The organism is Neisseria sp. P0017.S009, from assembly GCF_051957375.1.
Taxonomy (GTDB): Bacteria; Pseudomonadota; Gammaproteobacteria; order Burkholderiales; family Neisseriaceae; genus Neisseria; species Neisseria perflava.
The window spans coordinates 390,148-411,855 of the sequence record NZ_JBQCWL010000001.1 but is presented as its reverse complement, the minus strand read 5'-3'; the positions used below and the strand labels follow the sequence as shown (position 1 = coordinate 411,855).

Sequence of the window (21,708 nt, the reverse complement as noted above, 5' to 3'; positions counted from 1 at the left end):
AGCAGCAAAGGCCGTCTGAAAAAGCTGGATTTCAGTCTTTCAGACGGCCTTTGTTTCCATAATGATCAGCGTAGTATTTTATCCGCGTAAACTCTATCAAGTCTCGGCGGTTAAGGAAATTTATCCTTTCAAACTGCGCTTGTACGCTTTCTAAACTGATTATTCAAGTTATCCATCACCATGAAACATTTAGCAATCCATCTAAAACTATTGGGCATGGCGGCGTTTTGGGGCGCATCTTGGCCGATGGGGCGGATGCTGGGACAGGCGCTGCCGCCTTTAACGGGCGGTATGCTACGCTTTTTGACGGCGGCAATCTTGCTTTTGGGCTGGCTGTTTGCACGGTATCGGTTGCGTACTTTGGCGGTTTTGTCGCGCAAACAATGGCTTGGGTTGGCACTGGCGGCGGCATTCGGCGTATTTGGTTTTACTGTGTTGTCTATGCTGGGTTTGCAGCGGCTTCCTGCTTCAAGGGCGACGGTGTTGGTCACGTTCAATCCTGTATTGACGATGTTTTTTGCGGCTTTGCTATTTGGCGAGAAGCTCAACGGCAAGATTGTGTCGGGTATGTTGTTGGCAGTGGCAGGCTCGGTATGGGCGGTCACGCATGGCGAGATTGCGGCATTTTTGTCGGGCGGCGGCATAGGGTGGGGCGAAGTGCTGGTGTTTTGCAGCCTTTGCTGCTTGGTTACTTATACGATGATGGGCAGGGCGGTGTTGCAGGGGATTGATGCGCTGACGGTCACCGTGGCTACTGCTTGGCTGGGTGCAATGATGTTGTTGCCGCCTGCGTTGATTTCAGACGGCCTGCCGTTTGGCATGCTTGCCGAAATGGACGGCAGGGGCTGGTTTGCTTTAATTGGCCTGTCTGTCGGCGCAACGGTCTTGAGCTATGCGTGGTATTTTGAAGGCGTGAAGACTTTGGGCGCAGGCAGCGCGGCGGCGTACATCACTTTGGTGCCGGTATTCGGTATTTTGTGTTCCGCTTGGTTTTTGGGCGAGGCATTGCATGTTTCTTTGGTTGCTGGCTGTTTGGCAGCGGTGGGCGGATTGGTGTTGATGCAGTACGGAAGACGTGCCGTCTGAAATAGAAAATATGTTATATAATAATGAAACTGATCAAACCATTGTTTTCAACATGTCTGAACATTCCCCCCTGCTCGATTTCGACCGCACCCACCTGCTCCATCCCTATACGTCCATGACCGACCCGTTGCCTGTTTATCCGGTGCGCCGTGCGGAGGGCGTGCACATCGAATTGGCGGATGGTACGCGGCTGATTGATGGGATGTCGTCTTGGTGGTGTGCGATACACGGCTACAATCATCCTGTTTTGAATCAGGCAGTTGAGGCGCAGATTAAGCAAATGTCGCATGTGATGTTTGGCGGTTTGACGCATGAGCCTGCGGTAGAGCTGGGCAAGTTGTTGGTCGGGATTTTGCCGCAGGGGTTGGACCGTATTTTTTATGCGGATTCAGGTTCGGTTTCGGTGGAAGTCGCGCTGAAGATGGCGGTGCAATACCAGCAGGCGCGGGGTTTGACCGCGAAGCAGAATATTGCGACGGTGCGGCGCGGTTATCACGGCGATACTTGGAACGCGATGTCCGTCTGCGATCCGGAAACGGGGATGCACCATATTTTCGGCAGCGCGTTGCCGCAGCGTTATTTTGTCGATAATCCGAAAAGCCGTTTCGATGATGAATGGGACGAGGCGGATTTGCAGCCTGTCCGCGCCTTGTTTGAAGCGCATCATGCGGATATCGCCGCCTTTATTTTAGAGCCGGTCGTGCAGGGCGCGGGCGGCATGTATTTCTATCATCCGCAGTATCTTCGCGGATTGCGCGATTTGTGCGACAAATTTGATATCGTGTTGATTTTTGATGAAATCGCTACCGGATTCGGACGCACGGGCAAGATGTTTGCCTGCGAACACGCGAATGTCGTGCCGGATATTATGTGTATCGGCAAGGGCTTGAGCGGCGGCTATATGACGTTGGCGACGGCGATCACTTCGCAAAAAGTCACCGAAACGATTTCGCGCGGCGAAGCGGGCGTATTTATGCACGGGCCGACATTTATGGCGAACCCGCTGGCGTGTGCCGTTGCCTGCGCCTCGGTCAAGCTGCTTTTGTCTCAAGACTGGCAGGCAAATATCCGCCGCATCGAAAGCATCTTAAAAGGCCGTCTGAAAGCTGCATGGGACATTCGCGGCGTGAAGGACGTACGCGTTTTGGGTGCCATCGGGGTGATCGAGTTGGAAAAAGGCGTGGATATGGCGCGTTTTCAAGCGGATTGCGTGGCGCAAGGAATTTGGGTGCGCCCCTTCGGCAGGCTGGTGTATCTCATGCCGCCTTACATTATTCCAGACGACCTCTTGACCGAACTTGCCGACAAAACCGTACAAATCTTGAAGGAACACAGCAAATGAAAGGCGTTTACTTCGTTAGTGGCATAGACACGGACATCGGCAAAACCGTCGTCACCGGCGTGTTGGCAAAACAATTGTTGCAGCAGGGTAAAAGCGTGATTACGCAAAAGCCCGTGCAAACCGGTTGCCAAGACATTGCCGAAGACATCGTCGTCCACCGCAAAATCATGGGCATACCCATGCAGGAAGCCGACAAACAAGGGCTGACCATGCCCGAAATCTTCAGCTATCCAGCCTCGCCCCATCTCGCCGCCCGTCTTGACGGCAGGGCTTTGGATTTGGATAAAATCCGTACCACCACTCAAGAGTTGGCGACGCAATACGAAATCGTTTTGGTCGAAGGCGCGGGCGGATTGATGGTTCCGCTGACGGAAGATTTGTTGACCATTGATTATATTCAGCAACAGGCTTATCCCGTCATCCTCGTTACCAGCGGACGGCTCGGTAGCATCAACCACACCCTGCTCAGCTTCTCCGCGCTCAAACAATACGGCATCCAATTGCATAGTCTGATTTTCAACCATATTCACGACAGTAAAGATGAAACCGTTGCCGGCGATACCTTGGAATATCTTAAAGGCCGTCTGAAAGATGAGTTTCCCGAAGCCAAATGGCAGGAGTTGGCCAAAACAGAGGTGTCAGATGGAGCTTGATATACCGCGTGGCACGCTTTGTTCACATGCCGAAGCTTCAAGTCTTTTGTCGTCTGATGCTGAACATCTGCTGACCGTTTCTTCGTTAACTGCCGCTCTGCGCGCTTCCGGCAAGGAGTTTTCAGTCGAGCCGGTGTATTTGGGTTTGACGAAGGGTGCGGAAAACGGAGACGAAATCTTTGTACGCGATGTTTTGCTCAAACTGGACGGCGAAACAGTGATACAAGCCAGAAGCGCGTGCCGACCGGACAGCCGTCTATGGACAGAATTATTGGATTGCGGAACGCAGCCTTTGGGCGAGCGCCTGTTTGACGGTACATTGCCGTTGAAACGTTCGGATTTTGAGTTTCTTCGTTTTGAAGATTCCGACCATCCATCTTTCAGACGGCCTGTTACCGCGCGCCGTTCCTATTTTGATTGGAACGGCGAAACATTGGAATTAACAGAATATTTCTTATTGAAATTAATAGATTTATACCGCTAAGGCTGTCTGAAAATAAAACCAATTACCGATGTTTGTCATAATTCTGTTATAATACAATAAATTAAATTGTTAAGATCTGTTTAATTTTAGACGGCAATAAATTATAATAAGAGCTAAGGCTCTAAAAAACCTTTCCTTCCGAATCGATATATAAACAACGACACATTACATCAATGAACATAAGGCGATTTTTCCTACAAATTCTACCGCGTTACGCTGTCGGACGGATGGTGATATACGCCAAGCTGATGCGCGTCGACAAACCCATTGGTACACTGCTTTTGCTGTGGCCGACTTATTGGGCATTGTGGATTGCGTCTAAAGGCGTTCCCGACGCGGATATTTTTATTGCCTTTACCGCAGGCACATTTCTAATGCGCAGCGCAGGTTGCGTCGTGAATGACTTTGCCGACCGCAATTTTGACGGTGCAGTAGAGCGCACCAAAAACCGCCCGTTTGCCAAAGGTTTGGTTTCTAAAACCGAAGCGCTGCTTTTGACCGTCATGCTGTGTCTGATGGCGGCTTTATGCTTGGTGCCGCTCAACCGTTTTACTTGGCTGATGAGCCTTCCGGCCTTATTTTTGGCCATCACATATCCTTTCACCAAACGCTTTTTTCCATTGCCGCAGTTTTATTTGGGGCTGGCATTTTCGTTCGGTATTCCCATGGCCTTTGCCGCCGTGCAAGGCCGAGTGCCTCCCGAAGCATGGCTGATGTTTACCGCTAATGCCTTATGGACGCTGGCTTACGACACGATTTATGCCATGGCGGACAAAGAAGATGATTTGAAAATCGGTATTAAAACTTCGGCAATCACATTTGGTCATCACGATATTACCGCCTCTATGCTTTGCCATTTTTGGTTTACCGTATTGATGGTGGTGCTGGGTATTAAAATCGGCGCAACTTGGCCTTATTGGCTGGTATTGCCGATAACCGTTTATTGGCAGTATCAGCAGTATGCCGCTATCCGTACGCGCGACCGCCAGTTGTGCTTCCAAACATTTTTGGCCAACAACCGCATCGGCTTGGCGTGGTTTTGCGGATTGGTCTGCCATTATTTCTGGTTGTTTTTGGTTTCCAAATTGTTTTAAAAAACTAGGTTGAGGCCGTCTGAAAAGAAGGGAAAAGGGGTATGCCGGACATACCCCTTTTTATTTAAACCATGATTTAGCCAATGATGGAATTTTTACTTTAAATTAATTATAATCAAATGGTTGGATTATTTCCAGTTCGTTAAAAAATATCAAAAACAACATGGAAAATGTTAGCAGGGCGAGTGTAAATTACGCCTTCAGGATTGAGATTTGCACCGACAATCGGTACAATCCCATTGTTTTGCGACATTTAAAAGAGATACACATGAGCCTGATCGGCGAAATTTTACCTTTGTCCCATATCGTTTTGGATTTGGAAGTCAGCAGCAAAAAGCGTCTGTTTGAAGAGGCTGCACAGCTGCTGGAGAATGAAGCAGAATTACCGAATACCAACGTGTTCGACTGCCTGTTTGCCCGTGAAAAACTTGGTTCGACCGGTTTGGGGCAGGGGGTGGCGATTCCTCACGGCCGTCACGCATGCGTGAAAAAAGCCACCGGTGCGTTTATCCGTACCAAAGAGCCGGTCGCCTTTGATGCGCCCGACGGCAAACCCGTTTCCCTGATTTTTATCCTGCTTGTGCCTGAAAACGCTACCGGCGAACATTTGGAAGTCTTGTCCAAACTGGCCGGCAGATTCTCTCAAAAAGCCATCCGTGAAGCATTGATGGCCGCGACTTCTGCCGAAGAAGTACGCACACTCCTGACCGAAGAGTAATTCATGCCCAGCATATCTGTCCGCCGCCTGTTTTCCGACAATCAGCACAAACTCGAACTTGCTTGGGCTGCCGGCAATTCCGGCGCGGACAACCGTATCGGTGTCGAAGCCGATAAACCCGTCTTGGCCTTGGTCGGCCATTTAAACTTTATCCATCCCAACCAAATTCAAGTTGTCGGCGTAGCCGAAGCCGAATATTTACGCCGTCTGGAATCGGGCGAACTCAACTATGATTTCGGCGAGCTTTTCGACATTCCCATGTCTTTGGTCATCGTCGCCAACGGTTTGCCGGTTTCGCCCAAATTACGCGATTATTGCCATACCAACAGTATCCCCTTGCTGACTTCCAAACAGGAAAGCCCGCACCTGATGGACGTTTTGCGGATTTATCTGCAACGGACATTGGCAACTTCCACCATCAAGCATGGCGTATTTTTGGATGTATTTGAAGTGGGCGTACTCATTACTGGACAATCCGGCTTGGGTAAGAGCGAATTGGCATTGGAGCTGATTTCGCGCGGCCACAGCCTGATTGCCGATGATGCAGTCGAACTTTTCCGTACCGGTCCAGAAATGCTGGAAGGCCGTTGCCCGCCTATGCTGCGTGATTTCCTCGAAGTACGCGGCTTGGGCATACTCAATATCCGCCATATTTTTGGCGAAACCTCCATCCGTCCGAAAAAAATCCTCCAGCTGATTATTAATTTGGTTCCGGCCGACGACGGATACATGAAACAACTCGATCGATTGAGCATCCGTACCGAAACAGAGTCTATCCTCAACGTCAGCATCCGTTCCGTTACCCTGCCTGTTGCAATCGGTCGAAACTTAGCAGTATTGGTTGAAGCTGCAGTGCGCAATTACATCCTTCAATTGCGCGGTAAAGACAGCACCAAAGAATTCCTCGAACGCCATCAAACACAACTCAAAGAAAACGAACAAAACCATGAAAATCGTCCTGATTAGCGGCTTATCCGGCTCAGGAAAATCCGTAGCCCTCAAACAACTCGAAGATTCAGGCTTTTATTGCGTTGATAATCTGCCTTTGGAAATGTTGCCTTCGCTGGTGTTGTACCATATTGAACGCGGCGAAGAAACCCAGCTTGGTGTCAGCGTTGATATCCGTTCCGGTATCAATATTCAGGAAGCGCAAGAGCAAATCCAATATTTGCGTCATGAAGGGCATCAAGTCGAAGTCCTCTTTATTGAAGCGGAAGAGGGTGTGTTGGTTCGCCGCTTCTCAGAAACCCGCCGCGGACACCCTTTGTCCGGCCATAATCTGACTTTGTTGGAAAGCCTGCAAAAAGAACGCGAATGGCTCTTCCCGCTTAGAGACATCGCATATTGCATCGATACGTCCAAAATGAACGCACAGCAGCTGCGTTATGCTGTGCAACAATGGCTCAATATTGAACGTGTCGGTTTGCTGGTCATTCTTGAATCCTTTGGTTTCAAATACGGCGTCCCCAACAATGCCGACTTTATGTTTGATATGCGCAGCCTACCCAATCCGTATTACGATCCGGAATTACGCCCCTTTACCGGCATGGATAAGCCTATTCAAGATTATTTGGGTCAGCAGCCGTTGGCTCAAGAAATGGTTGATGACATCGACCATTTTATTAGCCGCTGGTTACCGCGCCTGCAGCAAGAGAGCCGTAGTTATGTGACGATTGCCATCGGTTGTACCGGCGGTCAGCACCGCTCCGTTTATGTTGTGGAAAAACTGGCCGAACGCCTCAAAGGCCGTTACGAACTCCTTGTCCGCCATCGTCAGGCACAAAGCTTGGCAGGACGCTAACTTGCCGTTTCAGACGGCCTCAAAGGAAGAAACCATGAAAAAAATCAGTCTGACCGCATTATCCCTGCTTATCTTGACCGCCTGTGCAACAGAACCTGTCACTGCTTACCGTTGGCACCGCACCGGCGCGAGCGAAGCTGAAGTTTCCCGCCAAATCAATACCTGCAAATCGCAAGTTCAAAATGGAAATACATCCAAGACGTTTGAGCAATGTATGGATGAAGCAGGTTATTACAGCTACGAGCATGGCAACCTCTAAATCCCGATTGACCGATTATCCAAATGCCGAGGCCGTCTGAAAAAATAATTGTTCAGACGGCCTCAGATACGAATAGAAAGAATAAAAAGACATGGCTATCCAATGGTTTCCCGGCCACATGAATAAGGCAAAAAAAGCCATTGCCGAACGCATTAAAAGCGTTGATATGGTGATTGAGATGTTGGACGCGCGTATGCCTGCTTCCAGCGAAAACCCCTTGCTTGCCCAGTTGTCCAAAGGCAAGCCAAAACTCAAAATCTTAAACAAGCAAGACCTTGCCGATCCCGAGCGTACCAGAGTTTGGCTCGAACACTACAACAGCCGCCAAGATACCCGCGCCATTGCGCTTGATTCTTCCGAAACTGGCGCGCATAGCAAAATTACCCAAGCCTGCCGCGCCATGATTCCGCATCGCCAAGGTATCGAGAAGCCGCTGCGTGTCCTGATTTGCGGTATCCCCAACGTCGGCAAATCCACCTTGATTAACGGTATGATCGGCAAAAAATCTGCCAAAACCGGCAACGAACCCGGTATTACCAAAGCCGAACAGCGCCTTTTCCTTGCAGACGATTTCTGGCTTTACGATACCCCCGGTATGTTGTGGCCAAAAATTATCGTTGAAGAAGGCGGCTACAACCTTGCGGCCGGCGGTGCAGTCGGACGCAACGCGCTGGACGAAGAAGAAGTGGCGCTTGAGCTTTTGGATTACCTTCGCCGCCATTATCTGGCCCTGTTGCAAGAGCGCTATCAAGCCGACAAAGATCCAAGTAGTCATTGGGACGATACTTCTTGGTTGGAGTGGATTGCTAAAAAACGTGGTGCGGTTTTGAGCGGCGGACGGGTTAACTATCAAAAGGCTGCTGAAAATATCCTGACTGATTTCCGTGAAGGAAAAATCGGCAGAATCACGCTGGAAACGCCAAACCAATGGGAAACTTGGCTGAAAAAAGCCAGACAGAAAGAGGCCGAACTCAAAGCCATTCGCGAAGCCAGAAAGGCGGAAAGAAAAGGGCAGCAGCCTTCAGCCGATTAATATAAAAGGCTGTCAGAAATCTATTTTCAGACGGCCTTTTGTTGGAATAGACAATTTAGAGGGCGGTACGGCTAAAGCTGTCTAGGGCTTTATCGGTTTGGATTTGGTTGAACTGCATGATGGTTTTGTCGCCTTGCTTTTCGTCCAATTCGATTTTACGCACCAGCGTATCGCCGTTGATTTCGATACGGTTGAAGATTTGGCGGGTAATGGCGGTTTTCGGAGTCAGGGTCAACGTCCATTTTTTCTCGTTGCCGTTTAATTTCAAATCAAATTGTTTTTCCAAGCCCTGGGTATTGCCGCCCAAAAGGTCGAGGAAGAGTTTGATTTGGCGGCTTTGGCCGTTGAGTTTGCTGGCATTTGGGTTGACCCATTGACTGCCGTTCCATTGCATGATGCCGTCTGAACGCACGCGCAGGGTGGTTTCAAATGGTTTTTGCATTTTCCAGAGCAGGCCTTTTTGTGGGACAAGGGTAAAGCTGCCGCTGGTGGTCATGGGTTTGCTGAGGGATTTGAGCTGGCGTTGTTGGACAAAATTACCTTGCACGTTTTGCGGTTTTTGCAGGGTTTGTGCCAATTCGGCAGGGGAAAATGCCCATAAAGCCGGAGCGCTGATGAGGAGAGTAAGAGAAAGAATGGTTTTTTTCATTGTGTTTCCATAAGGTTTGAGGCCGTCTGAAAGTTCAGACGGCCTTTTATTGCTTTAATTATAAGGCTGACAAGGCCTGATTAAAGGTTGCGCTTGGACGCATCGCTTGTGCGGCTTTTTCAGGATTGGCTGCGTAGTAGCCGCCGATGTCGACCGCTTTGCCTTGTACGGCAGAGAGTTCTTCAACGATTTTGGCTTCGTCAGCAGTCAAAGCGGCTGCCAACGGCGCAAATGCGGCTTTCAGTTCGGCATCTTTGTCTTGCGCCGCCAATTCTTGCGCCCAGTAGAGGGTGAGGTAGAAATGGCTGCCGCGGTTGTCGAGTTCGCCAGCTTTGCGTTTAGGCGATTTGTCGTTCAGAAGCAGTTTTTCGGTGGCTGCATCCAAAGTGTCGGCGAGGACTTGGGCTTTGGTGTTGCCGGTTTTTTGCGCCAGATGTTCAAACGATACGGCGAGTGCGAGGAATTCGCCCAAAGAGTCCCAACGCAAGTGGTTTTCTTCGAGGAATTGTTGAACATGTTTCGGTGCAGAACCGCCTGCACCGGTTTCAAACATACCGCCGCCATTCATCAATGGAACGATAGACAGCATTTTCGCGCTGGTACCCAGTTCCAAAATTGGGAACAAGTCGGTCAGGTAGTCGCGCAGGACGTTACCGGTCACGGAGATGGTGTCTTCGCCGTTTTTCAGACGGCCCAAGCTGAATTTAGCGGCTTCCTCAGGAGCGAGGACGCGGATGTCGAGGCCGTCGGTATCCAGTTCGGCAAGATAGGCTTTAACCTTGGCGAGCAGGCTCTTGTCGTGCGGACGGTTTTCGTCGAGCCAGAATACGGCTGGCGTGTTGCTCAGACGGGCGCGGTTGACGGCAAGTTGTACCCAGTCTTTAACCGGAGCGTCTTTGGTTTGGCACATACGCCAGATGTCGCCGGCTTCAACGTCGTGTTGCATCAGGACATTACCTGCTGCATCAATGACTTGAACTTGGCCGTCGGCTTCGATTTCAAAAGTTTTGTTGTGCGAACCGTATTCTTCGGCTGCTTGCGCCATCAGACCGACGTTAGGAACGGTACCCATGGTTGTCGGGTCAAATGCGCCGTGTTCGCGGCAGAAGTCGATGGTTGCTTGGTAAACACCGGCGTAGCTGCTGTCAGGAATCACGGCTTTGGTGTCTTGCGCTTTGCCGTCTTTATCCCACATACGGCCGGAATTACGAATCATCGCAGGCATAGAAGCATCGACGATGACATCGCTAGGAACGTGCAGGTTGGTGATGCCTTTGTCGGAATCAACCATGGCCAAATCAGGGTTGGCAGCGTAAACAGCAGCGATTTCAGCTTCAACGGCGGCGCGGGTGTCCGCATCCAGTTTGTCCAGATTGGCAAGCAGGTTGCCGAAGCCGTTGTTGACATTAACGCCTGCGGCAGCCAGTTTGTCACCGAATTTTTCAAATACAGGCGCGAAGAATACTTTGACGGCGTGTCCGAAGATAATCGGGTCGGACACTTTCATCATGGTGGCTTTCATGTGCAGCGAGAACAATACGCCTTTAGCTTTTGCGTCTTTCACTTGTTCGGCAAGGAAGGCGAGCAGGGCTTTTTTGCTCATTACGGTCGCGTCGATGATTTCGCCGGCTTTCAGGGCAACAGGCTCGCGCAGCTCTTTTTTGTTGCCTTGTTTGTCGGTGAATACGATGGATACGGAAGTTGCTTCAGGTACGGTAACGGATTGTTCGTTATGGAAAAAGTCGCCGCTTTGCATGGTGGCAACGTGGGTTTTGGAGTCTTTCGTCCATGCGCCCATGCTGTGCGGATGTTTTTTCGCAAAGTTTTTCACTGCCTTAGGCGCGCGACGGTCGGAGTTGCCTTCACGCAGGACAGGGTTTACCGCGCTGCCTTTGATGCGGTCGTAACGTTCGCGCACGGCTTTTTCTTCATCGGTTTGAGGATCGGCAGGATAGTCGGGAACGGCAAAGCCTTTAGACTGCAATTCTTTAATCGCGGCAGTCAGTTGAGGTACGGATGCGCTGATGTTCGGCAGTTTGATCACGTTTGCATCGGGTTGTTTCACCAGTTCGCCCAATTCGGCAAGCGCATCAGGTACGCGTTGCGCTTCGGTCAGGTATTCGGGAAACGCCGCCAAAATACGACCGGAGAGAGAAATGTCGCTGGTTTTGACATCAATATCGGCATGGCGGGTAAACGCCTGCACGATTGGCAACAGGGATTGAGTGGCCAATGCAGGAGCTTCGTCGGTGTAGGTATAGATAATGGTGGATTTAGTCATGGGATTATTCTCTATGTAGGTTAAGTTTTTCTTTTCGGGCACATCGCGAGAAGAAATGTGCTAAGCCTATTATGGCATATTTCGGCGGATTTGGTTGTTGTTTTGATGTTATTGTTTTTTAAGTTGCGGAAAAGAAAAAGGCCGTCTGAAAAGACAGCCTAAATATAAGGACTTATCCGATAATCAAAACAGCATTGCTGCCGCCGAAGGCAAATGATGAGCTGGCGGCGATGCGTTTTTCAGACGGCCAGCGGCTGTTTTCGTCGGTCAAAGCGATGTTGGGCAGCTCGGAATCGGGTACGTTGTCCCATTGTTGCGGCGGCAGTTTGCCTTCCGGATTGTATTGGCGGTTGGCCATCAACCAGGCAAACGCGGCTTCGATCGCACCGGCTGCACCCAAAGTATGACCGGTAGATGGCTTGGTTGAAGTGCAAAGGGTGTGGCTGCCAAATACTTCGGCAACGGCTCGGCTTTCCATGCTGTCGTTGTGTTGCGTGCCGGTGCCGTGCAGATTGATCCAGCCGATGTCTTCTGCTTTCAAACCGGCTTTATCCAAAGCGGCCTGAAAGGATTGGGCTGCACCCAAACCGTCGGGGCGGGGAGAAGACATATGGTAGGCATCGCTACTTGCACCATAGCCCAGCAACTGCATTTCGCCGTCAAAATCGGCATCGCGCGTCATCACGAAAAATGCGGCCGCTTCGCCGATATTGATGCCGTTGCGGTTGGAGGAAAAAGGCTTGGCGATGCTGTCTGAAAGCACTTCCAAAGAGGCAAAACCATTAATCGTCAGCGGAGAAAGCGTATCCGCGCCGCCGCAAATTACGACATCACACAATCCGGCACGAAGCAATCGGGCTGCGCTGATGAGGGCGCGTGCGCCGGAAGTGCAGGCGGTGGAAACGGTATAGCGTAAGCCGTCTAAACCGTAAACTTGGGCGATAAATTCGGAGGGCGAAGCCATGGTGTGTTGCAGCTGTTTGAACGGAACATCCGTCCATTCACCACCTTGGACAACGTGTTGGAACAAAGGGATATTTTCATCTGCGCCACTGGTGGACGTACCAGTCACGACAGCGACCCTTTCTTTGCCGTAACGGGCAATGGCCGTCTGAATCAGTCCGTCTATTTGCGAAAGCGCGTGCAGGATAAGCTGGTTGTTGCGGCTGCGATGCGCTTCGGGAATGCTGTCGGGCAGAGGCATCAGGGTTTCTTTGACTGCACCAAAAGCATGCGTTTTGCCTTTTACCCATTGGTCTGAAAAAGTCAGGGGCGTGTTTTCAGACGGCGTGAGTAAGGCATCGGCATGAACTTGCAAGCCGCTACCCAATGCGCTGGTTAGTGCCGGACGGCTGAGATAAACAGGAGTATTCATGAATTAGTCTTCTGCAATCGGGCTGACCGTCCAGAAAGTTTGGTCGGGGAAGCCGATAAGGAATTGTTCGGAATGGTGGGCGACACACCACAAATCACGCTCGCGGTAGCTGAACACCGCGCCTTTGCCGTCAGGGCAGAAGCCTTGATGGGTGGCGTTTTGTTGGCGGGCTTCAGGGTAAAGCGTGGCGGCTTGTTCGGCGGCCAAAAGCGGCAACAAGGCGGCAAACAATCGGCGCGAACTGGCATTGGGCATCACAAAACCATCATTTTCCCAGCCTTTGGTGCTGACCGATTGGCGCGATACCGGCGCACCCAGTGCATCGGTTTGGACAAAGCGGATGCCGTCTGAATGAGGCTCGACTGCCAAGAGATTGGTTTGAACGGTTTGCCCCGCCGCATTAGTTTGTTCAAGTTTGAACCATTGGCCTTCTTTGGAAAGCGGCGGCAGCGTTTGCGGATGGGGGAGCGAGGTCGCGCATGCGGAGAGCAGCAGTGCAGCAAGCAAAGGGATAAATCGCATAAGGTTTTATCTATCGGTCAAAATATTTAATGGTATGGATGAAGTTTCAGACGGCCTGTTCTGTTTTCAGTCTAGGCCGTCTGAAATACATTCGTCCTTATTCTACCTTCAAATCGCCCACCAATGCGGCAAGTGTGGACAAGCGTTGCTCGGATTTTTCCACGAATGGATTATCCGTATCCCAAGCGTAGCCTGCCAAAATAGACGAAATCATGCGGCTGATTTCAGGACTGCGGTTGGGCGCGTAGATGGCATTTTGGAAGCGGAAATCGTACCAACCGTTTACATAAGTGCGGAACGCGTTCACGCCGATCATCAGTTGGTCGGCAAATTCGGTTTGCCAATCGGCAGCTTCGCCTTTGAGCTGCTTGCCCAACAAATCGGCAGCCAGTTTGGCAGAGTGCAGGGCAATGGTTACTCCGGAGGAGAAGACTGGGTCGAGGAATTCGGCGGCGTTGCCCAAAAGAGCAAAATGTTTGCCGTATAAGGTTTTCACGTTGGCGGAATAGCCTTGGATAGAGCGGAACGGAAAGTCGTTTTCCCAAACGGCTTTATCTAAAATTTCCGCCAGCATCGGGCATTCGTACACAAATTTTTTCAACACGGCTTCTGATTCGCCGGCCAGTTTGTCGGGCGTGCCGACAACGCCGATGGAGCAACGGTTGTCGCCGAAAGGAATCAGCCAAATCCAGACATCGCGATGTTCAGGGTGCGTGTTGATCAGGATTTTATTGCGGTCGAATTTCGGGCTGGTGATGTTGTCGTCGATATGCGTGAAGTGGGCTTGGCGCGGAGGCAGCTCGGACGGACTTTCCAAATCTAAAAGGCGGGGCAGGACGCGACCGTAACCGCTGGCATCCAAAACGAATTTGGCAGTCAGTTCATAGTTTTCGCCTGTATCGGTCGCAACGCTCAAACGTGCCACATTGTCACTGTTGTCAAACGCGGTTACGCCGTGTCCGAAGCGGACATCGACGCCTTGTTTTGCCGCTTCATCAATCAGGATTTTGTCGAAGATGCCGCGGCGCACTTGATAAATAGTACCGGGGCCGTCTGAAAATTTTTCAGTAAAGTTGAAATCTGTGTAACGGCTGCCCCATGAAAACGCAGCACCGTCTTTAAATTGAAAGCTGGGTTCGGCATGCACTGCATCGGCAAAACCGGCTTCTTCCAACATTTCCATGCAATGCGGCAACAGGCTTTCGCCGATGACAAAGCGCGGGAAATGTTGTTTTTCCAATACGCAAACTTTAAAGCCTTGTTTGTTCAGCAAAGCGGAAGCAACCGAACCTGAAGGGCCTGCGCCGATAACGGCAACGTCAAATTCTACGGACATTTGAAAATACCTTTGATTTTAATGATAAATAATGTTTAATCCATCGCCTGAAATTTTTCAGACGGCCTTTTGCAACTTGGCGATAGAAGTTGAAAAAAATATCGCTTCAACTTCAATCGCCTTCATCTTTTGTCTAATTTTTCAACAATGTGCCTGCCAGCCAAATATTGAATGCCACACCGATGGTAACCGTCATACCGAACGCGGCAACGGCGGGCGTGCTGCTGATGGCGAGCAGGGCAAAGGAAATGGCTGTTGTAGCGGCGGCAAGCAGCATACCGCCTAATTTTGCCGGCGCGCTGTGATGTGCAGTAGCGGCATAGACGGCATAGTCCACGCCGATGGCGGATACTAAAAGCAGGCCGAACATGGCAAACAGGCTGACGGGAATGCCGGCCAAACCGAGTACGGCAACGGTGCAGATGGCGGCGGCCAGCGGCACGGCAAGGATTTTGCTGCCGCGTTTGAAACCAAACATTTTCCACAAGAGCAGCCATGCCAACACATAGGAAGCCAGTTTCAACCATGCGGCCTGATTGCGCGTGTGGTGGAAAAGCTCGTTTAAGTGGGCGCGCTTGTCAGCCCAATGTACGCCGGAGACGTGTTGCGCCACGGCGCGTACGGCGGCTTCATCGGTCATGCCGTTCAAACGCACGACGGCAGCAAAATGGCCTGGTTCCACTTCGCCCAAATACAAGGAACGCCAAGCCTCTGCCAAATCGGTATTCAGGCCGTCTGAAAGCGACAATGGTTGCGTATCGGCAGCTTGCAGCAGGGCATCGCGCACGGTTTTGCGAGGAATACCGATTTCTGTGAGCGGTTTCCAGCTATCAGGCAATTTGGTCAATTCGCGCAGGCGGTTTTGCAGTTTTTGCTGTTCCGTTGTCGGCAGGATGAATTGGTCGGGCGATTGGATGCCGGACAGTTTGCCTTGCGCGATTAAGGGCTGCAGGGCACGACCGAGTTCGGCGGTTTTCTTCAATAGGGCATCTTCGCTTTGTGCTTCGGCCACCAAATATTTTCCACCAAAATCCGTGCCGCTCAACTGGCCGATTTGTTGTACCTCGGCCAACATCGCGGTCGGCATATTGACCCATTGACGGATGTCGTCACGCCAGTCGCTGCGCCATAATCCGACTGCCAGCAAAATTCCGCCCACGATTAACCAGCCGCGTTTGTGCAGGCGGTTTTTCAGACGGCCTGACAAGGAATAGAGCTTTTCGGTTAATGCGGCAAAAGGCACGGTTTTGGCACGGTAGTGGCGAAACAGCGGCGGCAGCCATAAAACGGTGGCACCAAACGCGCCAAATAAGGCGAAGCCTGAAAACACGGCGGTTTGGCGCAGTACAGGCAAAGGGGTGAACCACAGCAGCGCGTAGCCCAAGACGGTAATTGTCAGGCTGACGGCAAAACTTGGCAAGACATGTTTCATTGCTGATTCAGCCTGCCAAACGGTCTTTTCAGACGGCCCGAATACCGACGGAGCAAGCCAGTGCAACGGGAAATCCACCAACATACCCACCAGGCTGGTGCCGATGACGATGGTCAGGATATGCACTTCGCCGAAGGTTAATAACGCAACTGCCAATCCGGTCAACATGCCGGCTGCCAACGGCAAAGACAGCAAAAACACGCGGCCGCTGCGGAAGACCCACAACAGCAGCGCAAAGGTCAGCCCAAGTCCGACCATGCTCATCAGCCGGCTTTCTTTTTCTGCGGCTGCTTTGGATACAGCGGCGAACAATGCGCCGCCTGCGCTTAAGGTTTCCGCGCCGTTTTCCGAAGCGATTTGACGGCTTTGCGCCATCAGCGGCAAGAGGGCGTCGTTGCCGGAAAATTGATCGCCGCCGGCGAGCCGTCCGCGTAAAAATACCCAAGTTTTGCCTTGGTCTTCGGCAAACAGCATGCCGTTGTCCATGTCCCACTGCAAACGGCTTTGCGGATTGGCTTTGTCGGCAACAAAGCGTCCAAAGCCCAGCCAGTCTTGTTCTAAAGACAAAGGGGAGGGAGCGGCAAAAGGATTGGCCACGGCTTCTGCGCGCGCTTGAAAATAGGCTTTCGGCTGCTCAAACAGCAGGCGGATTTCGTCTTGCGGCAAAACGGCCAAGCCTAGTTTCTGCATATCCGCCCGCACTTTATCCAAATTCGGCGTCATGCTACTGTCGACTTGTTCAAATACGCCGCTCTTGCGCCATGCATCGGCAATTTGTGCGGCCGTCTGAAAAGCAGTTTCGGCATCGGTACTGCCGGCAAGCAAAATGACTTGCGAATTGAGCTGCGCTTCTGCAGCTTTATCCGCAGCCGTCAGTAAGGCATCGGGTTGCTGCTCGCTTGGCAATAACGCGGTCAAATCGGTTTGGATACGCGTTTGTGAAGCAAAGGCATAAACCAAAAACAGGGTAAGAAACAGGATAAGGGCAGTATAGAGGCGGTTTAGGAGGCGAAGATTCATCGTTCAGACGGCCTTTTGCAAATGCTGCTGTTGGTGTGTGGAATAAGTAAAAGTCCAGTAAATTAAATCAGATTATTATTAGTTTGTCAGTTGTTAGATAGTTTGCCGGTCGGTTAAGTCATTGAGCTTGAGTGAGCCGAAAAACTGCCATTGCAGAGCGACGGTTTTTTCCTTCCAAACGCAGGCAATTGCCATCGTATCCGCCAAAATCGCGCTTGTGCCGCGCCAATCGGTTTGCTTTCCAGCGCGTAAACCGACGGGTTGCCCTGAATCGAAAACATAGCCGACCGATTTCATGTCTGACGGAAAATCCAAATTTGCCGCTTTAATCAATGCTTCTTTGAAACACCATAATCGGTAAAACGTTTCAGACGGCCAGTTTGCCGTTTCCAAATAGTCTTGTTCTTCCTGCGAGCAGATCAAAGCCGACAGCGCTTTAAAATCGCGCGGTCGGATAAATTCGATATCGACACCGGCTGTTAAGGGATGAAGCGCACACAATAAAGCGGCAAAGCCTTGGCTGTGGCTCAGCGATACAGCCGGTAAATCGGTTTGCTGTTTTAATGCTCGGCTGACTTGCCAGTCTTGACGCTGCGCCAGTTGCGGCGTGGCAGCCAAACGTTGTGAATCGGCTGCATTTAGAGACGCATGATCGTAGCAGGCGGCAAAAGACGAATCGGCCAGCAGGCAGTGAAGGGGTGTCGTATCCATAAAATAGAAAAATGCCAAACTTCATGTTGAAGTCCGGCATTTTTGACATTGCTTAGTGGAAGCTGCCTTTCAAAACCACACGGCTGTTGAATGTAGCGATGTGGCATTCGTATTCGTTACCGCCTTTGGTTACTTTGTCAAAGTAGCTAACCAGATGAACGGATTTGGCTTTTTTACGAAGTGCAGTGCTTTGGAAGCGTTTAACCGCGCTCAGGAATGCGCGTTGGCAGGTTTCATCAGGGGTTTTGCCGACTGAGTTGGAGATTTGACGGGAAGTCAAAGTCGCTCCGGATGTGCTGCCGTAGTGAACGCGGATACTAGGATCCAAAGCGGATTTGGCTTCGGCAGAGTTCAAAGCTACATCGACTTTACACATATAAATGTCGTTTTGACCTTTGCCATTGACTTTATGGCCTTCACCCATGCTGCGGCAGGCAGAACCGGCGGCAGTTGTTTTTGGAGTAGAAGTTTGAGAGGAGGAAGTAGATGGTTGGGAATTGCCGGATTGTGAGCAAGCGGCAAGCATCAGGGCGGATACGGCAACCAAAGCAGAAAAACGTAACATACGAACTCCTTTGTAATAAGGGGTGTGAAAAAAGGTTTACAGAAAACAAAATCATTTTAACATATATGAAAGAAGTATAAAAATAGGATGATGTAAAAAATATTATATTTTTATTTAAATGATTTCATGGTGTTAAGAAAGTTTGGGGCGGTCATGCTTGACGAAGGAGGGCAGAAAGCGTATATTGCGGTCTTCCTTAGGAGTAATGGCTGAGAGGCTGAAGGCACTTCCCTGCTAAGGAAGCATGTGGGGTCAACCTGCATCGAGGGTTCGAATCCCTCTTACTCCGCCAAATATGAAAGACACCGTTTATACGGTGTCTTTTTTATTATCCGGAATTTCTTGGAATCCAAGGCCGTCTGAAAGTGTGAAATGAACGATTTGATTATTCTAAACAAGCCTTATGGCGTGATTTGCCAGTTTTCTGCACATGAAAAACATCAGTGCCTTAAGGATTTTGTCGAGAAACCGGGATTTTATCCGGCCGGCCGTTTGGATACGGACAGCGAGGGTTTGCTGCTGACCAATAATGGCCGTTTGCAGGCGCAGATTGCCGACCCGAAATTCAAGCAGGTTAAAACTTATTGGGCGCAGGTGGAGGGTTCTCCTGATGAAGCCAAATTGGATTTATTGCGCCGTGGCGTAGATTTGGGCGATTTTGTCACCCGTCCGGCCGAGGTCAGGGTATTGGAAGAAGGTGAAGCGGATGTTTTATGGCCGCGCGTGCCGCCGATTCGCGTGCGTAAGTCCGTGCCTGATTTTTGGGTGGAAATTAAAATTTCGGAAGGGAAAAACCGCCAAGTGCGAAGGATGACTGCGAAAGCAGGCTTTCCGTGTTTACGCTTGGTCCGCGTGGCAATAGGCCGTCTGAATCTGTTTGATTTGAATTTGGAATTGGGACAATGGCGGTTTGCGCCGCATCGTCCTTAAATAGGATGAATAAAGGCCGTCTGAACTATTCAGACGGCCTTTTGTTATGGAAAAATCAATGATGTGAATGACCGATTTGGAAGGTCAAAGTGGTGTAGTTCGCCTGCTTTTGGCACACGCTTTGATCGGGGAAATCGGCTTTGTGTTCTACGCTGGCTTTCCAGAAACCTTGGCGCAATGGAATGATGCTGACTTCGCCTTTGTCATCGGTGGTATCGGAGAAGGCTTGGGCTTCGGTTTTATGGGTTTTGCTGCGGTCGCTGGTGTCGAAGCCGTCAAATGTGGCGGTAACGGTGGCGTTAGGCAGCGGCTCGCCATTGAAGAGGACGCGGACTTTGAAGCGTTCGCCGACGTGGACGTTGGCAGGGTTGTCCAAAGGTACGATTTCCAAATGTTGGCCGACTTGTTTGGTGATGATGGCGGTATCTGCGCTTTCGTGGCCGACATTGACGATGTTTTTGCCGAACATACGGGTTTGTTCGCAATAGCTTGCATCAGGCATTTCTTTGATGCTTGCCTGCTTCCAGCCCGCGCTGTTTTTTGACCAGAAAGTCGGTTGGTATTCGGCGGTTACCAAGTAGCTGCCGTCTTTGACCGGCAGTTTGCTGCGGTATTGGTAATTGTATGTGCCTTTTTGAATCATGTTTTCTTTGCCTTTTTCAGTCACCAGTTGCATGGGTTTGCTGAAAATGTGCAGGCGGTCTTTGGCGATAGGTTCAAGCTCAGGGAATTCGCCATAGCCCAATTCGGCTTCAAGGTATTCGCCGCCATGTGTGTGGGCGGTTTCAACCCAAACGCGATGGGCGTGTGCGGCAGTGCTGAACAGGAAGGCGGATGCGATAAGCAAAGCGGTTTTTTTCATGATTTCTCTCCGATTTTCGATGTGTAGAAAAGATAGAACAAAGTCGTTCGTTATAATATAACAAAATTATTTAAATTTAAAGAGAGGCCGTCTGGAAGTTTTCAGACGGCCTTTTAGCTGATTGTTTTTTGAGTCGGATTATTGAAACGGTTTAGTCCCCGTCACGACAGACGTCAATCGCTTCCTGCAAACTGCTGACGCCGTAGATTTTCAGGTTTGGAAACTCTTTGTCATGGCGCGGCATATTGGCCTTGGGAACGATGGCGCGTTTGAAGCCGAGTTTTTCCGCTTCTTTGAGCCGCTCTTGTCCGCGTGCGACGGGGCGGACTTCGCCGCTTAGGCCGATTTCGCCGAAAACCACGGTTTTTTCGGGCATGGGGCGGTTGCGGAAGCTGGAGAGCATGGCGAGGATGACGGCAAGGTCGGCGGCGGGTTCGCCGATTTTGACGCCGCCGACGGCATTGAGGAACACGTCTTGGTCGAAACAGGCGATGCCGCCGTGGCGGTTTAGGACGGCGAGCAACATGGAGAGGCGGTTTTGTTCGAGGCCGACTGTGAGGCGTTTGGGGGTGAAGCCGTGCGCGTCATCGACCAATGCCTGAATTTCGACCAAAAGCGGGCGGCTGCCTTCCTGTGTGACCAAAACGCACGAACCGGGCGTGTCGTCGCGGTAGCTGGCAAGGAAGATGGCGGACGGGTTGGATACGCCTCTCAAACCGTTTTCGGTCATGGCGAATACGCCCAATTCGTTTGCCGCGCCGAAGCGGTTTTTGATGGCACGTATCATGCGGTAGTTGGAATGTTGGTCGCCTTCGAAATACAGCACGGTATCGACCATGTGTTCCAATACGCGCGGGCCGGCAATCGCGCCGTCTTTGGTAACGTGTCCGACCAGTATCATGGCGATGCCCATTTGTTTCGCCATGCGCGTCAGTTGGGCGGCACACTCGCGCACCTGCGACACGGAGCCGGGGGCGGAAGTGATTTGGTCGGAATACATAGTTTGGATGGAATCAATGACCACGACTGCGGGCTGATGCTGTTTCAAGGCCGTCTGAATCGCTTCCATGCGGATTTCGGCAAGCAGGTTCACGCCTTCGGTGGGCAGTTCCAAACGTTGCGCACGCAGGGCGACTTGTTGGGCGGATTCCTCGCCGGAAATGTACAGCACTTTGCGACTTTGCGCCATTTTGGCAATGGTTTGTAACAGCAGCGTGGATTTGCCGATGCCGGGGTCGCCGCCGAGCAGGATGACCGCTCCATCGACCAAACCACCGCCCAATACGCGGTCAAGCTCGCCCATGCCGGTCGGATTACGCGGCACTTCGGTCGCGGTAACGGCAGAGAGGGATTGGATGGTCGAGGTGTCCGCCGCCCAAGATTGGAAGCGGGCGTTTTTCGGTTCGGGCGCGGCCAGGCTTTCCTGAAGTGTGTTCCACTCGCCGCAATGCGGGCATTTACCCTGCCATTTTGGGGAAGTACCACCGCATTCGGAACATTGGTAGATGGTTTTGGGGGCTTTTGCCATGGTGTTTTGTTTCCGCAGTATTTTAGT

Annotated in this window: 21 protein-coding genes and 1 tRNA gene; 12 read left to right on the top strand and 10 right to left on the bottom strand. The window is 51.1% G+C overall.

Translation table 11 applies throughout. The annotated features are described in order from the left end of the window. The first annotated feature begins 180 nt into the window (after window positions 1-180). The 10 genes from ACTHTG_RS02100 to ylqF all read left to right on the top strand — a co-directional run bounded on the left by ACTHTG_RS02100 (window position 181) and on the right by ylqF (window position 8,470). Complete coding sequence (locus ACTHTG_RS02100; RefSeq protein ID WP_004520059.1) at window positions 181-1,086, top strand: DMT family transporter; 906 nt, start codon at window positions 181-183, stop codon at window positions 1,084-1,086. A gap of 52 nt (window positions 1,087-1,138) precedes the next feature. Beyond that, complete coding sequence (gene bioA / locus ACTHTG_RS02095) at window positions 1,139-2,428, top strand: adenosylmethionine--8-amino-7-oxononanoate transaminase (RefSeq protein WP_070588287.1); 1,290 nt, start codon at window positions 1,139-1,141, stop codon at window positions 2,426-2,428. Next, window positions 2,425-3,081 carry a dethiobiotin synthase gene (gene bioD, locus ACTHTG_RS02090; RefSeq protein ID WP_004520062.1) on the top strand — a complete coding sequence of 219 codons (657 nt, stop codon included), beginning with the start codon at window positions 2,425-2,427 and terminating at the stop codon, window positions 3,079-3,081. The genes bioA and bioD overlap by 4 nt, the downstream gene beginning before the upstream one ends. Then, complete coding sequence (locus ACTHTG_RS02085) at window positions 3,071-3,565, top strand: chorismate--pyruvate lyase family protein (protein ID WP_004520063.1); 495 nt, start codon at window positions 3,071-3,073, stop codon at window positions 3,563-3,565. Before bioD ends, ACTHTG_RS02085 begins: the two co-directional genes overlap by 11 nt. 173 nt (window positions 3,566-3,738) lie before the next feature. After that, complete coding sequence (ubiA, locus tag ACTHTG_RS02080) at window positions 3,739-4,659, top strand: 4-hydroxybenzoate octaprenyltransferase (RefSeq protein ID WP_070504760.1); 921 nt, start codon at window positions 3,739-3,741, stop codon at window positions 4,657-4,659. A 268-nt stretch (window positions 4,660-4,927) separates the two neighbouring features. Next, on the top strand, window positions 4,928-5,377 hold the full coding sequence (ptsN, locus tag ACTHTG_RS02075; RefSeq protein WP_039862228.1) for a PTS IIA-like nitrogen regulatory protein PtsN: 450 nt from the start codon (window positions 4,928-4,930) through the stop codon (window positions 5,375-5,377). Between the two features lie 3 nt (window positions 5,378-5,380). Further along, window positions 5,381-6,343: an HPr(Ser) kinase/phosphatase gene (gene hprK / locus ACTHTG_RS02070; protein ID WP_004520066.1), complete on the top strand. Its 963-nt coding sequence runs from the start codon at window positions 5,381-5,383 to the stop codon at window positions 6,341-6,343. Further along, window positions 6,324-7,178: an RNase adapter RapZ gene (gene rapZ, locus ACTHTG_RS02065; protein ID WP_004520067.1), complete on the top strand. Its 855-nt coding sequence runs from the start codon at window positions 6,324-6,326 to the stop codon at window positions 7,176-7,178. The genes hprK and rapZ overlap by 20 nt, the downstream gene beginning before the upstream one ends. 34 nt (window positions 7,179-7,212) lie before the next feature. Then, window positions 7,213-7,437: a protocatechuate 3,4-dioxygenase gene (locus tag ACTHTG_RS02060; RefSeq protein ID WP_039862229.1), complete on the top strand. Its 225-nt coding sequence runs from the start codon at window positions 7,213-7,215 to the stop codon at window positions 7,435-7,437. 91 nt (window positions 7,438-7,528) lie between these two features. Then, window positions 7,529-8,470, top strand: a complete 942-nt coding sequence (gene ylqF / locus ACTHTG_RS02055) for a ribosome biogenesis GTPase YlqF (protein WP_004520069.1) — start codon at window positions 7,529-7,531, stop codon at window positions 8,468-8,470. Window positions 8,471-8,525: 55 nt separating this feature from the next. On the opposite strand, the gene ACTHTG_RS02050 is transcribed toward ylqF, so the two are convergent. The 8 genes from ACTHTG_RS02050 to ACTHTG_RS02015 all read right to left on the bottom strand — a co-directional run bounded on the left by ACTHTG_RS02050 (window position 8,526) and on the right by ACTHTG_RS02015 (window position 18,361). Then, window positions 8,526-9,119: a LolA family protein gene (locus ACTHTG_RS02050; RefSeq protein WP_004520070.1), complete on the bottom strand. Its 594-nt coding sequence runs from the start codon at window positions 9,117-9,119 to the stop codon at window positions 8,526-8,528. Window positions 9,120-9,177: 58 nt separating this feature from the next. After that, window positions 9,178-11,400 (bottom strand): NADP-dependent isocitrate dehydrogenase, encoded by a 2,223-nt coding sequence (locus tag ACTHTG_RS02045; RefSeq protein ID WP_039862231.1) that lies wholly within the window; start codon window positions 11,398-11,400, stop codon window positions 9,178-9,180. A gap of 172 nt (window positions 11,401-11,572) precedes the next feature. Then, entirely contained in the window at window positions 11,573-12,775 is a 1,203-nt protein-coding gene (locus ACTHTG_RS02040) for a beta-ketoacyl-ACP synthase (protein ID WP_004520072.1), read from the bottom strand. 3 nt (window positions 12,776-12,778) lie between these two features. After that, window positions 12,779-13,297, bottom strand: a complete 519-nt coding sequence (locus ACTHTG_RS02035; protein ID WP_440360507.1) for a hypothetical protein — start codon at window positions 13,295-13,297, stop codon at window positions 12,779-12,781. A 97-nt stretch (window positions 13,298-13,394) separates the two neighbouring features. Beyond that, complete coding sequence (locus ACTHTG_RS02030; RefSeq protein ID WP_004520074.1) at window positions 13,395-14,633, bottom strand: NAD(P)/FAD-dependent oxidoreductase; 1,239 nt, start codon at window positions 14,631-14,633, stop codon at window positions 13,395-13,397. A 133-nt stretch (window positions 14,634-14,766) separates the two neighbouring features. Then, window positions 14,767-17,085, bottom strand: coding sequence for an MMPL family transporter (locus tag ACTHTG_RS02025; RefSeq protein ID WP_004520075.1), 2,319 nt, complete (start codon window positions 17,083-17,085; stop codon window positions 14,767-14,769). 93 nt (window positions 17,086-17,178) lie between these two features. Further along, window positions 17,179-17,796 (bottom strand): 4'-phosphopantetheinyl transferase family protein, encoded by a 618-nt coding sequence (locus ACTHTG_RS02020; RefSeq protein WP_004520076.1) that lies wholly within the window; start codon window positions 17,794-17,796, stop codon window positions 17,179-17,181. 52 nt (window positions 17,797-17,848) lie between these two features. Further along, window positions 17,849-18,361: a hypothetical protein gene (locus ACTHTG_RS02015; protein WP_224783355.1), complete on the bottom strand. Its 513-nt coding sequence runs from the start codon at window positions 18,359-18,361 to the stop codon at window positions 17,849-17,851. Between the two features lie 199 nt (window positions 18,362-18,560). Between ACTHTG_RS02015 and ACTHTG_RS02010 the strand changes: the two genes are divergently transcribed. Together ACTHTG_RS02010 and ACTHTG_RS02005 are read left to right on the top strand one after the other, a co-directional pair. After that, window positions 18,561-18,653: transfer RNA gene (locus tag ACTHTG_RS02010), tRNA-Ser, on the top strand. Between the two features lie 80 nt (window positions 18,654-18,733). Beyond that, window positions 18,734-19,291 (top strand): pseudouridine synthase, encoded by a 558-nt coding sequence (locus tag ACTHTG_RS02005; RefSeq protein ID WP_440360506.1) that lies wholly within the window; start codon window positions 18,734-18,736, stop codon window positions 19,289-19,291. A gap of 55 nt (window positions 19,292-19,346) precedes the next feature. Here ACTHTG_RS02005 and ACTHTG_RS02000 read toward each other — a convergent pair whose 3' ends face one another. Both ACTHTG_RS02000 and radA read right to left on the bottom strand, forming a co-directional pair. Next, window positions 19,347-20,153, bottom strand: coding sequence for a DUF4198 domain-containing protein (locus ACTHTG_RS02000; protein ID WP_003685136.1), 807 nt, complete (start codon window positions 20,151-20,153; stop codon window positions 19,347-19,349). A 151-nt stretch (window positions 20,154-20,304) separates the two neighbouring features. After that, the gene (gene radA, locus ACTHTG_RS01995; RefSeq protein ID WP_004520079.1) at window positions 20,305-21,681 is read right to left on the bottom strand and encodes a DNA repair protein RadA; all 1,377 of its coding nucleotides are present in this window, start codon (window positions 21,679-21,681) and stop codon (window positions 20,305-20,307) included. Window positions 21,682-21,708 lie beyond the last annotated feature (27 nt).